Origin of the sequence: Streptomyces sp. CA2R106, from assembly GCF_037034245.1 — a bacterium.
In the GTDB taxonomy this organism is placed as follows: domain Bacteria; phylum Actinomycetota; class Actinomycetes; order Streptomycetales; family Streptomycetaceae; genus Actinacidiphila.
In genome coordinates this window covers 16,953-29,195 of sequence record NZ_JBAGKC010000026.1, presented here as the reverse complement: position 1 = coordinate 29,195, position 12,243 = coordinate 16,953, and the positions used below count along the sequence as shown (strand labels likewise).

Sequence of the window (12,243 nt, the reverse complement as noted above, 5' to 3'; positions counted from 1 at the left end):
GGCGACTATACGCACTAGACTTGATTTGTATAGTGCGGCGCCCACTCGTATGCTCGGCCCATGAACAGCCCCACCGCCGGCGGCCACCCCTCGCCGTCGGCCGCCGACACCGACCGGCGAACGAAGGTCCTGGACTCCGCCATGGCCACGTTCGCGCGATTCGGCTACCGGAAGACCTCGATGGAGGAGGTGGCGCGGGCCGCCGACATCTCCCGGCCCGGGCTGTACTTCCTCTTCTCCTCCAAGGAGAGCCTGTTCCGCGCCGCCGCCACCCAGGCGCTGGAACGCGACATCGCGGCCGTCGACCATGCCCTGGCCGCCACCGGGCGGCCCCTCGCGGAGCGCCTCCTCGACGCGTTCGACCACTGGGCGGGCCGCTACATCGGCCCGCTGGCACGCGACGTGGCGGGGGTCATCGAGGCCAACCCCGGCCTGCTGGGGGAGATCGCCGAGACCGCACCGCGCCGTTTCGAGCAGCTGATCACCGACGCGATCGCCGCCACCGCGGGGCGGGCGGCGGCCCGCCGTATCGCCAGGACGATGATCAGCGTGTCGATCGGCCTCAAGCACCAGGCCGCGGCACGGGACTTCTACCGTGAACGGATGGGGATCGCGATCGACCTGCTGCTGCGCTGAAGGCGCACCGGAGGAAACGGGTGACCCCGCCGACCGTCACCTGAGCGGCCCCGCACCGCTTCCCACGCCCGCGGCCCGGTGGACGGGATGATGACGGTCGTAGCCCGACCACGCCCCGCGCCGTGAAGGAGAGCAGCCCGTGAGCACCTGGAACCCCCGGACGCTGGAGCGGATCGCCGCAGCCGACGAACTGCGCATCGCACCCCGCCGCAGCGACGGCTCCCTGCGCAAAGCCACCACCATCTGGGTCGTACGGGACGGCGACGACCTGTACGTCCGGTCCTGGCGCGGTGCGGCCGGCTCCTGGTGGAACACCGCCCGGGAAAGCGGCACCGGGCACATCGCCGCCGGGGGCGAGGAGGCCGACGTCGCCTTCACCCCGACCACCGACGACACGGTCAACGCACAGGTCGATGCCGCCTACCGGGCCAAGTACGGCCGCTACACCGGCTACGTCGAGCCGATGGTCGCCGACCAGGCCCGGGCCACCACCCTGCGCCTGACCCCGCAGCAGTAGCCCGATCCGACGTTCGCCGGCCCGCCGGCCCCCGCTTGCCGACCCGCGCTTGCCGTCCCGCCGGACACCGCCGCCCGCACCCGACCACCGCTCAGGAGAGCCTGCCGGTCGGCTACGGCCGGGCCGTCGGCGGCACCGTGGGCGCGGAACACCTGGGCGCCCCCCCACATCGGCCGGCTGCTCCTGCTGCGCCCGGCCGGTGCCGACCGACGTCGGTCGGCACCGGACGGGCCCGAGCATGCGGGGTCAGGCCCGCGCCACCGGGGCCTGGAGTTCCGTCACCCACTCGGCGCGGTTCTCCGGGCACTCTAGGGTGATCTCACGCGGGTATCCCGTCGACCGGTAGCCGTTGGCGTCGATCCAGCGGGCCAGGGTCTGGGCGGTGGGGACCACGCGGTCCATCGAGCCCCGGTGCACGATGGTCGCCGCCTGGTCGAGGGCCGGCAGGTCGAGGACGCGGAACGTCCCGTCCTGGAGCGGCGCCGAGACCTGGACGGCCGCGTGGACGGCGATCCCGCCACCGCCCTGCGGAGCGTCCTCGTAGTACGCGATGCCCGGACCGGTCGGCGCGATGCCCGCCGCGCCCAGGCACCGGAGCAGCTCGTCGTAGAGCGGACCGATCACCGGCCCGATGTCCTCGGGCGCGAAACTCGCGGCGGTCGCGGTCAGTTCCGCCACGCGGACGGCGGGGACGGTCTTGATGACGACGTCGTTCGTGGGCATGTGCCCCTCACTCTCGATCGCTCGGAGCCTCGCCTCGACCTGGACCAACCGCGCGGCCGCGGCAGCCACCGCGGTCTCCAGTTCGGCCCGCCGCAGCCGCAGCATGCCGTGCAGCTCCGCGACACCGACCTTCTCGTCCACGATGTCCCGGACCTGCTGGAGGGTGAACCCCAGGTCCTTCAGCGCGACGATCCGGTTGAGGCGGGCGAGTTGGGCCGCGGTGTAGTGGCGGTAGCCGCTGGCGGGGTCGACGTGGGCCGGGTGCAGCAGCCCGGTCGCGTCGTAGTGCCGCAGCATCCGGACCGAGACACGGCCGTGGCGGGCGAAGTCTCCGATGGTGAACATGATGTCTCCGAGTTGACCGCCTGACACGGTGTGAGGGTCAAGAAGCTACGGGACCATCTGCGGCGACATCGGCGAGCGCGGCATCGGGCCCGGGGGCGGGGCGTCCGTGCGCTTACCCATGCCGACGGATTCTTCCGTATATGTCCCTTTCGCTCGCGCCGCTGTGCTAATGTAAGCAGCGCTTACTTTGTGAGGTGGCGATGGAGACGAATCCGGCCAGACCCGGCTACCACCACGGCGACCTGCGGGCGGCGCTGGTCCTGGCCGCCCTGGAGATGCTCGAGGCGGGCGAGCCGTTCTCCTTGCGGGCGCTCGCCCGCCGGGCGGGTGTGTCCACGGCAGCCCCGTACCGGCACTTCGCCGACCGCGAGGAGCTGGAGTCGGCGCTCGCCGTCCACGGACTGCGTGAACTGCTGAGCGACCTCACCTCGGGCGGGCCGGCCCCGACGTCGGCCGCCGACGTCGGTGAACTCGCCGTCGGGTACGTGCGTTTCGCCCTGCGCAGGCCGGCGCTGTTCCGGCTGATGTTCGGGCAGGCGTGCGACGACCAGGACGACGCGAGGGTGCGCGCGGCCGGTGCGCTGCACGACCACCTCGAAGCGGTCATGGCCGGGGTCTTCCCCGCGTCCGATCCGGCCGTCCTGGCCACCGCCGGGTGGTCGCTCGCCCACGGCCTGGCCTTCCTCCACCTCGACGGCAAGCTGTCCCGGGCCGATCCCGCCGCTGTCGACGCGCGCGTGCGTGCGGCATTCGCCGCCGTCCTCCCGCCGGTCGCCCCGCCTGCCGGCCCACCTTCCGCCCCGCCTGTCGTCCGACCCGTCCCGCCGCCCGGAATCGAGGGCCCATGAGCCGCCGCATCCTGATCGTCGTCAGCAATGTCGACCACTACGAGGCCGATCCGTCGCACCCGACCGGGCTCTGGCTGTCCGAGCTCACCCACGCCTGCGACATCTTCGAGCGGCACGGCCTGGAGCAGACGATCGTCAGCCCCGCGGGCGGGAAGTCCCCGCTGGAGCCGCGGTCGTTGAAGTTCCCCAGCTACGACGCGTCCGCCAGGTCCTGGCACGGCGACCCGGCCCGGATGGCCCTGCTCGACGACACGGCCGCCCCCGGACACATCGACTCGGCCGACTACCACGCGATCTACTTCACCGGCGGCCACGCGGTGATGTTCGACTTCCCCGGCAGCGCGGGCCTGCAACGGATCACCCGCGAGATCTTCGAGCGCGGCGGGGTCGTCGGCGCGGTCTGCCACGGCTACTGCGGGCTGCTCGACACCACTCTGTCCGACGGGAGCCACCTCGTCGCCGGCCGCAAGCTGACCGGGTTCTCCTGGCGGGAGGAAGTGCTCGCCCGCGTCGGCGGACTCGTGCCCTACAACGTCGAGCAGCGGATGAAGGAGCGCGGCGCGCGCTACTCGAAGGCGCTCCTGCCGTTCGCCTCCTACACCGTCGTCGACGGCCGGCTGGTCACCGGGCAGAACCCCGGATCGGCCAAGGCGACGGCGGCCAAGGTTGCCGCGCTGCTCTGACGGCGGGCACCGCCACCGCCACCCCGGACATCGACCTGAAAGGCGCACCATGCAGACCGTGCTCGGATCAGGCGGCCAGATCGCCGAAGAGCTCACCCGTGAGCTGTACCGGAACGTCACGCACGACATCCGGCTCGTGAGCAGGAACCCCGCCAAGGTGCACGAGAGCGACCAGCTCGTGGCCGCCGACCTCACGGACGCCGAGGCCACCGACGCGGCGGTGGCGGGGAGCGACGTCGTCTACCTCACCGTCGGGCTGCCGATGGACTCCGGACTGTGGGAGCAGCGGTTCCCGGCAATGATGGCGCACACGATCGCTGCCTGCCGCAAGCACGGCAGCAGACTCGTCTTCTTCGACAACACCTACATGTACCCGCGGACGTCGAGCCCGCAGACCGAGGACACCGCGTTCGCGCCGGTCGGGCGCAAGTCCGCGGTGCGTGCGCGGATCGCGACGGAGCTGCTGGCCGCGATGGACTCGGGCACCGTCGAGGCCGTGATCTGCCGCGCCCCCGAGTTCTACGGGCCCGGGAAGACCCAGAGCCTGACCAACTCGGCCGTCTTCGACCGCATCCGGCACGCCAAGCGGGCGATGGTGCCGCTGAACGCCCACGCCCGGCGCAGCCTGATCTGGACCCCGGACGCGTCCCGGGCGATGGCCCTCATCGGCAACACGCCCGACGCCTACGGGCAGACCTGGCATCTGCCGGTCGACCCGGACCGCCTGACCTACCAGCGCATGATCGACGTCGCCGCGCGGACCCTGGGGCGGCGCGTCCGCTACTCCACCGTCCCCGGGTGGGCGTTCCGGATCGGCGGGCTGGTCAACCCGGCGGTCCGGGAAGCGGAGGAACTCCTGCCGCGCTACCGGCAGGACAACATCTTCGACGCGTCGAAGTTCGCGGCCCGCTTCCCCGACTTCCAGGTCACCAGCTACCCCGACGGCATCGCCCGCCTCCTCCGCGCATGACCCTCCAGAGCGAGCAGCCGCAGCCGCACAGCCGGGGGAGCGGGCGTCCCGTCCTGGTGACGCTGACCGGCGGACCCGGTGCGGGCAAGACGACCCTGGCGGCCACCGCGTCGGCCGCGGGCTCAGGCGTAGAAGCGGGACACGCTCTGGAGGACCGCTGCCGGCTTGGGGGCGCCCTCGATCTCGATGGTGCCGTCAACGGTGATCTGCAAGCCGCCGGGGACCTCGTCGACCGCCGCCAGGCGCGCGGCGAGGCGGATGCGGGAACCGACGCGGACCGGCGAGGGGAAACGGACCTTGTTGAGGCCGTAGTTGACCTTGGTACTGACGCCCTCGACCTCCAGCAGGCCGGTGAACAGCGGGATGAACAGCGCCAACGTCAGGTATCCGTGGGCGATCGGGGCGCCGAAGGGGCCCGCGGCGGCGCGCTCGACGTCCGTGTGTATCCACTGGTGGTCGCCGGTCGCGTCGGCGAAGCCGTTGATACGGTCCTGGGTGACCTCGATCCAGTCGCTGGTGCCCAACTCGGCGCCGGCGAGCGCCTTGAGCTCGTCGAGTCCGTGGACGGTGAGGGTGGAGGGCGTGGTCATGACGGGTGGTCCTTGCTCTTGGAGGGGGGCGCCGGCTGCCGTGCGGCTACTGGTGTTCTTCGCGCAGCCGGCGCTTGAGGATCTTTCCTGAGGCGGTGCGCGGGAGGCTGTCCACGAGCACCACCGATTTGGGGATCTTGTACCTGGCCAGCCTGCCGTCCAGTGCGGCAAGCAGCTCCCGGGGAGCGGGTGCCGCGCCCTGCGCCGGGACCACGAAGGCCCGCCCGGACTCGCCCCACCGCTCGTCGGCGACGCCGATCACCGCGCACTCGGCCACGCCGGGCAGCGCGAGCAGGGCGTCCTCGACCTCCGCGGGGTAGACGTTCTCGCCGCCCGAGATGTACATGTCCTTGATCCGGTCGGCGATGGTGACGTAGCCGTCGGCGTCCACCCGCGCGGCGTCGCCGCTGTGGAACCAGCCGTCGTGGAGGGCGGCGGCGGTCTCCTCCGGAAGACCCCAGTAGCCGGGGCCGACGTGCGGTCCGCGGACGACGACCTCGCCCAACTCGCCCGCCGGCACGGGCCGCCCCCCGGGCCCCAGCACCCGGACGTCGCTGAAGAAGTGCGGGACGCCGGCCGAGCCGGCCTTGCTGACGGCGTGCTCGGCGTCGAGGAAGAGCGTGCCGGGGGCCGCCTCGGTCATGCCGTATCCCTGGAGGAAGGTGAGGCCCCGCTGCTGGTAGGTGTGGATGAGCGCGGCCGGCACCGGAGCGCCGCCGCAGGTGAGCAGGCGGAGTGAGGAGAGGTCCGCCTGCTCCCAGCCCGACTGCCGCGCGACGAGGTCGAACATGGTCGGGACGCCGAACATGAAGCTGATCCGGTGCCGCTCGATCAGCGCCAGCGTGGCTGCCGGGTCGAAGGACTCCACCAGGACGCAGGCGCCGCCCTTGAGCAGGACGGGCAGGGTGAGCATGTTCAGCCCGGCGGTGTGGAAGAGCGGGGCGGAGACGAGGGCCCGCTCGTCGGCGGTGAGGTCGTGGTCGACCAGGACGTTGACGGCGTTCCAGGTGAGGTTGCCGTGGGTGAGCATGGCGCCCTTGGGGCGACCGGTGGTCCCCGAGGTGTACATGATGAGGCAGAGCTCGTCCTGGGCGACGGTCTCGTCGATCGGCTCGGTGGCGGCCGCGGCCAGCAGGCCCTCGTAGACCGGACCGATCTCCACGGTCCAGGGGACCTCGGCGGGTACGAGGCCGGCGAGCGAGGACGCGTGGAGCAGGGCCCGGACGCCGCTGTCCTGGAGTTGGTAGGCGATCTCGGCTGCGGCGAGGCGGGTGTTGAGGGGGACGAAGACCGCGCCGAGGATGCCCGTGGCGAAGAGGGTTTCCAGATAGGCGGGGTGGTTCGGTCCCAGGTAGGCGACGCGGTCGCCGCGGCGGATGCCGGCGGCGCGCAGCGCGTGCGCGAGGCGGGTGGTGCGCTCGTGCAGGTCGGCGTAACTGTGATGGTGCTCGCCGTGGATGAGCGCGGTGCGGTGCGGGGTCTTCCGGGCTCGGCGGGCGGGCCAGGACCCGATGCCCTCGTTGCGCATGTGAGGCTCCTTCAGGAGGTGAGTCCCAGCAGCCGAGCCGCGTTGTCCTTGAGGATCTTGGGCCTGACGCTGTCCTTGATGGGCAGCTTCTCGAAGTCGGCGAGCCAGCGGTCCGGGGTCAGCACGGGGTAGTCGGAACCGAAGAGAACCTTCTCCTGGAGCAGGGAGTTGGCGTACTGGACCAGTTGCGGCGGGAAGTACTTGGGCGACCAGCCGGAGAGGTCGATGTGCACGCCGGGTTTGTGGGTGGCGACCGCGAGCGCCTCGTCCTGCCAGGGGAAGGAGGGGTGCGCGAGGATGATCTTCAGATGCGGGAAGTCGACGGCGACGTCGTCCACACGCATCGGGTTGGAGTACTTCAGCCGGATTCCGCCTCCGCCGGGGACACCCGCGCCGATGCCGGTCTGGCCGGTGTGGAAGAGGGCGACGGTGCCGGTCTCCTCGATGACCTCGTAGAGTCCGTACGCCATCCGGTCGTCGGGGTAGAAGCCCTGGATGCTGGGGTGGAACTTGAACCCGCGCACTCCGTACTCCTCGACCAGCCGCCGTGCCTGGCGGATGCCCGCCTTGCCGCGGAAGGGGTCGATGGAGGCGAAGGGTATGAGCACGTCGGGGTTGGCCGCGGCGGCCTCGGCCACTTCCTCGTTGGGGACCGGCGGTGTGCCGGTGGCGTGCTCGGCGTCGACGGTGAAGACGACCGCGGCCATGTTCCGCTCGCGGTAGTAGGCGGCCATCTCCGGGAGGGTGGGCTTGCGCTTGCCCTCGACCTTGAAGTAAGCCTCCGAGGCCGTGTCGAGTTCGGCCGAGAGCGAGGCGTTCCCCCGTGCGGAGACCTCGGCGTGGGTGTGGACGTCGATGGCGGTGAGCTCTTCGGGGGCGAGGGGCCGGGCGGTTGTCATGCCTGCTGCCCCTCGGGGATGCGCGGAGCGGGGATGCCGACCGACTGCGGCTCGCGGCCGACCGAACCGTGCCAGCCGGCGGCCAGTGCCTGCGGGGTCCAGCCGCCGTCGGCGTAGGCGACGGCGCTCTCCTGCGGGTGCGACCAGAGCGTGAGCCGGTCGCCGCCGATGCCGATGCACTGGCCGGTGACGTCCCGGGCGGCGTCGGAGGCGAGAAAGGGCAGCAGGGCGGCACAGTCCTCGGGCGTGCCGAAGCCCTCTGTCTTGCGCAGGAAGTCGGGCAGCGGCTGCCCCTGCCGGAGGCGTTCGACGTAGGGCGCGAAGGCGGGGATGGTCTCGGTCATGGCGGTGGCGGCGACCGGCACGATCGCGTTGACGGTGATGCCGGCGCGGGCCAGCTCCATGGACCAGGTGCGGACCATGGCCGCGATGCCGGCCTTGGCGGCGGCGTAGTTGGTCTGGCCGAAGTTCCCGCGCTGCCCGGCCGGGGAGCCGACCATGACGAGGGTGCCGCCGTCGCCCTGCTCGCGCATGCGGACCGCGGCCGCGCGGGCGCAGGTGAAGGTGCCGCGCAGGTGGGTGCCGATGACGGCGTCGAAGTCCTCGTCGGTCATCTTCCACAGCACCCGGTCGCGCAGTATCCCGGCGTTGGTGACCATGACGTCGAGGCGTCCGAACTCGCTGACGGCGCGGGCGACCAGGCGGTCCGCGGCTTCGCTGCCGCCGACGGCGACGGCCTCGGCGACGGCTCGGCCACCGGCGTCGGTGATGGTCCTGGCGGCCCGCTCGGCGACTTCCGCGTCGAGGTCGTTGACGACGACGGCCGCTCCGGCAGCGGCGAGTGCGGTGGCGTAGGCGAGGCCGAGTCCCCGTCCGCTGCCGGTGACGACGGCGACCTTGCCGGCCAGATCGAGGGAGGGGTGGGGAGTGGGTTCATCGCTCATGGGGAACGAAGTTAAGAGCAACCATTGTTGCTGTCAATAGTTGCGATCGACCGTCGCTTTGCGGAATGATGCCGCCATGAGCGACGCACCCTGGATGCGCGGCCTGCACGCCGACACCGGATACCTGCTGTACCGCCTGGGCCTGCGCTCGGGCAGTCTGTTCAACGCGGGCCTGGAACAGCACGGCCTGCGACTGCGGCACTACGCGTTGCTCCGCTATCTCTCCGCCGTCGAGGGCGCCCGGCAGCGGGAGTTGAGCGACCGGCTCGGCTACGACCCCAGCGCCATCGTCAGCCTCGTCGACGACCTGCAGCGGCTCGGACTGGTCGAACGCCGCCCCGACCCCGGCGACCGGCGCAACCGGATCGTCGTGCTGACGAAGGACGGAGAGCAGCTGCTCCGGGACAGCGAACAGGACGGCGCCCGCGTCACCGACGACCTGCTGGCACCCCTCGGCGCCGAGGACCGCCGGACCCTGCACGCCCTGCTGCTGCGGATCGCCGAACCGGCGGACTCCACCGCCGGCGGCGACTGACCCCACATCCCGGCCGCGTGCCCGGCCCACCCCCCGCCCGTTCGGCGGCCGACCGCCTGCTCGCCGTGCTCGGCTCCTTCGAGCAGGCGCATCCCGCCCTGACGCTGACCCAGATCGCCCAGCGCGCCGACCTTCCGCTGCCCACCGCGCACCGTCTGGTCGGCGCGCTCACCGGCTGGGGCGCGCTCGAACGCACCGAGGACGGTCGCTACCACGTGGGGCTGCGCCTGTGGGAGGTCGCCGCGCTGGCCCCGCGCGGGGTGGGACTGCGCCAGGCGGCGATGCCCTTCCTGGAGGATCTCTACGAGACCACCCACGAGAACGTGCAACTCGCGGTGCGCGACGGCATGGAGGTCCTCTACACCGAGCACATCGCGGGCCGCTCGGCCGTCGGCGTCCGCAGCCGGGTCGGCGCCCGCTGGCCACTGCACGCCACCGGCGTCGGCCTGGTGCTGCTCGCCCACGGCGGCGCCGCGCTACAGGACCGCTACTGCGCCGGGAACCTGGCCGCGTTCACCTCCTTCACGGTCACCGATCCGGTGCGGCTGCGCCGCATGCTCGCCGAGGTGCGACGCAGCGGATGCGCGGTGAGCGACCGCCAGATCACCGACGACGCGCTGTCCGTGGCGGCGCCGGTGCTCGGTTCCCGCGGCGAGGTGGTCGCGGCCGTCTCGGTCGTCGTGCCGTTCGCGGGCGCGCGGACCGCGGCGCTCGTCCCCGTCGTGCGGGTGGCCGGCCGTGGCATCTCACGGGCGCTGGGCTGGCAACCCGCGTCGCATCGGCCCCGGGACTTCCGCCGGGCGGAAGTCCCCTTGTCCCAGGCCGGACACAGGCCGGAGCCTGGCGGCACGCGGAGCACCGGCGCTCCGCCGTAGAGGGACGGGACTCCTGCCATGGCCACGCACTCAGCCTTCGCCCGCAACCAGTGGTACGTCGCCGCCTGGTCCGCCGAGGTCGGCCGCGACCTGCTGGGCCGCACCGTCCTGGGCGAGCCCATCGCGCTGTACCGCACCGAGGCGGGCGGGGCCGTCGCCCTCGCCGACCGCTGCGTACACCGCCGATTCCCGCTGTCGGCAAGCCGCCTGGACGGCGACCAGGTGGTCTGCGGCTACCACGGCTTCACCTACGACACCACCGGCACCTGCGTCTTCGTCCCGGGCCAGAAGCGCGTCCCCCGTACCGCGCGGGTGCGCTCCTATCCCGTGGCGGAGGTCGACTCCTTCGTCTGGGTCTGGATCGGCGACCCCGAGGCGGCCGACACCGCCGCGATCCCGCGCGCCCCGCACCTGGTGGACGACGGCTGGGTCACCGTCAGCGGCATGGAGCCCATCGACTGCGACTACGGCCTGCTGGTCGACAACCTGCTGGACCTCTCCCACGAGACCTACCTGCACGGCGGCTACATCGGCACGCCGGAGGTGGCGCAGACCCCGATCACCACCGAGGTCGACGAGGAGGCAGGGGTCGTCCGGGTCTCCCGTCACATGCCCGACGCCGAGTGCCCGCCTTTCTACGCGCGCTCGACCGGCATCGAGGGACGCATCCAGCGCCTCCAGGACATCGAGTACCGCGCGCCCTGCCTCTACCTGCTGCACAGCCGGATCAGCCCCACCGGGCAGGATTCCCCCGTGTTCCGCACCGAGATCACCTATGCGATCACCCCCTCGGCTCCCGGCCAGGTCTACGACTTCTGGGCCGTCTCAAGGGACTTCGCGGTCCAGGACGCCGAGGTCACCACCTTCCTGCGGGACTTCAACCACACCGTGGTCATGCAGGACGTGGACGCGCTCAACGTGTTGCAGCGCTGCCTCGACACGGAGACCGAGGGCTACCAGGAACTCAGCATCAACATCGACACCGGCGGCCTGGCCGCGCGGCGCATCCTGGCCCGGCTGGCCGCGCGATGACCCCGGGGCCGCGATCCGCCGAATCCGGTGTGTTCCGCATTCGCTGGCTGCCCGGCACCGATGTGCTGCTCGGCCGCTGCCACTGCGGCGCGGAACACGCGTGCCAGGACCCCGTCGGGATGTGGGACTGGCTGCTGACCCACCCCGACCACCCCGCCGACGAGGACGCCGCCCGGTGAACGACACCACCCTGGACCTGGTCGTCGCCGACCGCCGCGACGAGGCGGTCGGCGTGGTGTCCCTGACGCTGCGCCGTGCCGACGGCCGGGCGCTGCCCGACTGGCAGCCCGGCGCGCACGTGGACCTGCTGCTGGCCGACGGCCTGGAGCGCCCGTTCTCCTTGTGCGGACCGCCCCGCGGCGAGGGGTGGCGGATCGCCGTGCTGCGGAGGGCGGACGGGCGCGGCGGCTCGGACTTCGTCCACACTTCCCTGTGGCCGGGCGCCCGGGTGCGGGCCCGCGGCCCTCGCAACCACTTCCCGCTGGAGCCGGCGCCGCGCCACCGCTTCGTCGCCGGAGGCATCGGCATCACACCGATCCTCCCGATGCTGGCCGCGGCCACGGCGTCCGCCTCGGACTGGTCGCTGCTGTACGGCGGGCGCTCCCGCTCCTCCATGGCCTTCGTCGAGGAACTGGCGGAAGAGCACCCGGCCGGACGCGTCACCCTCACCACCGGCCACCTCGATCTGGACGGCTACCTCGACGGCCTGCGCCCGGGTGAACTCGTCTACGCCTGCGGCCCGGCGTCGCTGCTGGCGGCCGTCGAGTCCCGTGTGCCGGCCTCCACCCTGCGCCTGGAACGCTTCACCGCCGCCGCCACCGACACCTCGGGCGACACGGCGTTCGACGTCGAACTCGCCCGGTCCGGCGTCGTCCTGACCGTCCCGCCGGACCGCAGCATCCTGCACACCGTTCAGCAGGCGGGCATCAGCGTCCTCTACTCCTGCGCGGAGGGCACCTGCGGCACCTGCGAGACCGATGTCCTGTCGGGCGAGGCCGACCACCGCGACACCGTCCTCACCGACGAGGAACGTGCCGCCGGCGAGACGATGATGATCTGCGTCTCCCGCTGCCGCACACCTGGCGGCCGGCTGACCCTGGACCTGTGACTTCGGCCGG

15 protein-coding genes are annotated in these 12,243 nt (G+C 72.2%); 10 read left to right on the top strand and 5 right to left on the bottom strand.

Annotated features, from left to right (window positions below):
* The first annotated feature begins 60 nt into the window (after positions 1-60).
* A complete protein-coding gene (locus WA788_RS27940) occupies positions 61-636 on the top strand; it encodes a TetR/AcrR family transcriptional regulator (protein WP_435174554.1) in 576 nt (191 codons plus the stop codon).
* A gap of 139 nt (positions 637-775) precedes the next feature.
* Positions 776-1,153 carry a DUF2255 family protein gene (locus WA788_RS27935; protein ID WP_335981884.1) on the top strand — a complete coding sequence of 126 codons (378 nt, stop codon included), beginning with the start codon at positions 776-778 and terminating at the stop codon, positions 1,151-1,153.
* Positions 1,154-1,399: 246 nt separating this feature from the next.
* On the opposite strand, the gene WA788_RS27930 is transcribed toward WA788_RS27935, so the two are convergent.
* Positions 1,400-2,221 carry a MerR family transcriptional regulator gene (locus WA788_RS27930; RefSeq protein ID WP_335981882.1) on the bottom strand — a complete coding sequence of 274 codons (822 nt, stop codon included), beginning with the start codon at positions 2,219-2,221 and terminating at the stop codon, positions 1,400-1,402.
* Between the two features lie 200 nt (positions 2,222-2,421).
* On the opposite strand from WA788_RS27930, the gene WA788_RS27925 reads away from it, so the two are divergent.
* The 3 genes from WA788_RS27925 to WA788_RS27915 are packed head-to-tail and all read left to right on the top strand — an operon-like array spanning position 2,422 to position 4,722.
* On the top strand, positions 2,422-3,069 hold the full coding sequence (locus tag WA788_RS27925; RefSeq protein ID WP_335981880.1) for a TetR/AcrR family transcriptional regulator: 648 nt from the start codon (positions 2,422-2,424) through the stop codon (positions 3,067-3,069).
* A complete protein-coding gene (locus tag WA788_RS27920) occupies positions 3,066-3,752 on the top strand; it encodes a type 1 glutamine amidotransferase domain-containing protein (RefSeq protein ID WP_335981878.1) in 687 nt (228 codons plus the stop codon). The genes WA788_RS27925 and WA788_RS27920 overlap by 4 nt, the downstream gene beginning before the upstream one ends.
* A gap of 49 nt (positions 3,753-3,801) precedes the next feature.
* Complete coding sequence (locus WA788_RS27915; RefSeq protein ID WP_335981876.1) at positions 3,802-4,722, top strand: NAD-dependent epimerase/dehydratase family protein; 921 nt, start codon at positions 3,802-3,804, stop codon at positions 4,720-4,722.
* Between the two features lie 122 nt (positions 4,723-4,844).
* Here WA788_RS27915 and WA788_RS27910 read toward each other — a convergent pair whose 3' ends face one another.
* The 4 genes from WA788_RS27910 to WA788_RS27895 are packed head-to-tail and all read right to left on the bottom strand — an operon-like array spanning position 4,845 to position 8,683.
* Positions 4,845-5,312 (bottom strand): MaoC family dehydratase, encoded by a 468-nt coding sequence (locus WA788_RS27910; RefSeq protein WP_335981874.1) that lies wholly within the window; start codon positions 5,310-5,312, stop codon positions 4,845-4,847.
* Between the two features lie 46 nt (positions 5,313-5,358).
* On the bottom strand, positions 5,359-6,840 hold the full coding sequence (locus tag WA788_RS27905; protein ID WP_335981872.1) for an acyl-CoA synthetase: 1,482 nt from the start codon (positions 6,838-6,840) through the stop codon (positions 5,359-5,361).
* A gap of 11 nt (positions 6,841-6,851) precedes the next feature.
* The gene (locus WA788_RS27900) at positions 6,852-7,739 is read right to left on the bottom strand and encodes an amidohydrolase family protein (RefSeq protein ID WP_335981870.1); all 888 of its coding nucleotides are present in this window, start codon (positions 7,737-7,739) and stop codon (positions 6,852-6,854) included.
* Complete coding sequence (locus WA788_RS27895; RefSeq protein WP_335981868.1) at positions 7,736-8,683, bottom strand: SDR family NAD(P)-dependent oxidoreductase; 948 nt, start codon at positions 8,681-8,683, stop codon at positions 7,736-7,738. The genes WA788_RS27900 and WA788_RS27895 overlap by 4 nt, the downstream gene beginning before the upstream one ends.
* A 76-nt stretch (positions 8,684-8,759) precedes the next feature.
* Between WA788_RS27895 and WA788_RS27890 the strand changes: the two genes are divergently transcribed.
* From WA788_RS27890 to WA788_RS27870, 5 genes are read left to right on the top strand one after another with little or no spacing between them, the layout of a single operon-like run.
* Positions 8,760-9,218 carry a MarR family winged helix-turn-helix transcriptional regulator gene (locus tag WA788_RS27890; RefSeq protein ID WP_335981866.1) on the top strand — a complete coding sequence of 153 codons (459 nt, stop codon included), beginning with the start codon at positions 8,760-8,762 and terminating at the stop codon, positions 9,216-9,218.
* Between the two features lie 17 nt (positions 9,219-9,235).
* Positions 9,236-10,093, top strand: coding sequence for an IclR family transcriptional regulator (locus WA788_RS27885; protein ID WP_335981864.1), 858 nt, complete (start codon positions 9,236-9,238; stop codon positions 10,091-10,093).
* 18 nt (positions 10,094-10,111) lie between these two features.
* Positions 10,112-11,125, top strand: coding sequence for an aromatic ring-hydroxylating dioxygenase subunit alpha (locus WA788_RS27880; protein WP_335981863.1), 1,014 nt, complete (start codon positions 10,112-10,114; stop codon positions 11,123-11,125).
* A 29-nt stretch (positions 11,126-11,154) separates the two neighbouring features.
* The gene (locus WA788_RS27875) at positions 11,155-11,304 is read left to right on the top strand and encodes a hypothetical protein (RefSeq protein WP_443034104.1); all 150 of its coding nucleotides are present in this window, start codon (positions 11,155-11,157) and stop codon (positions 11,302-11,304) included.
* Positions 11,301-12,233 carry a PDR/VanB family oxidoreductase gene (locus tag WA788_RS27870; protein WP_335981858.1) on the top strand — a complete coding sequence of 311 codons (933 nt, stop codon included), beginning with the start codon at positions 11,301-11,303 and terminating at the stop codon, positions 12,231-12,233. Before WA788_RS27875 ends, WA788_RS27870 begins: the two co-directional genes overlap by 4 nt.
* Positions 12,234-12,243: the final 10 nt, after the last annotated feature.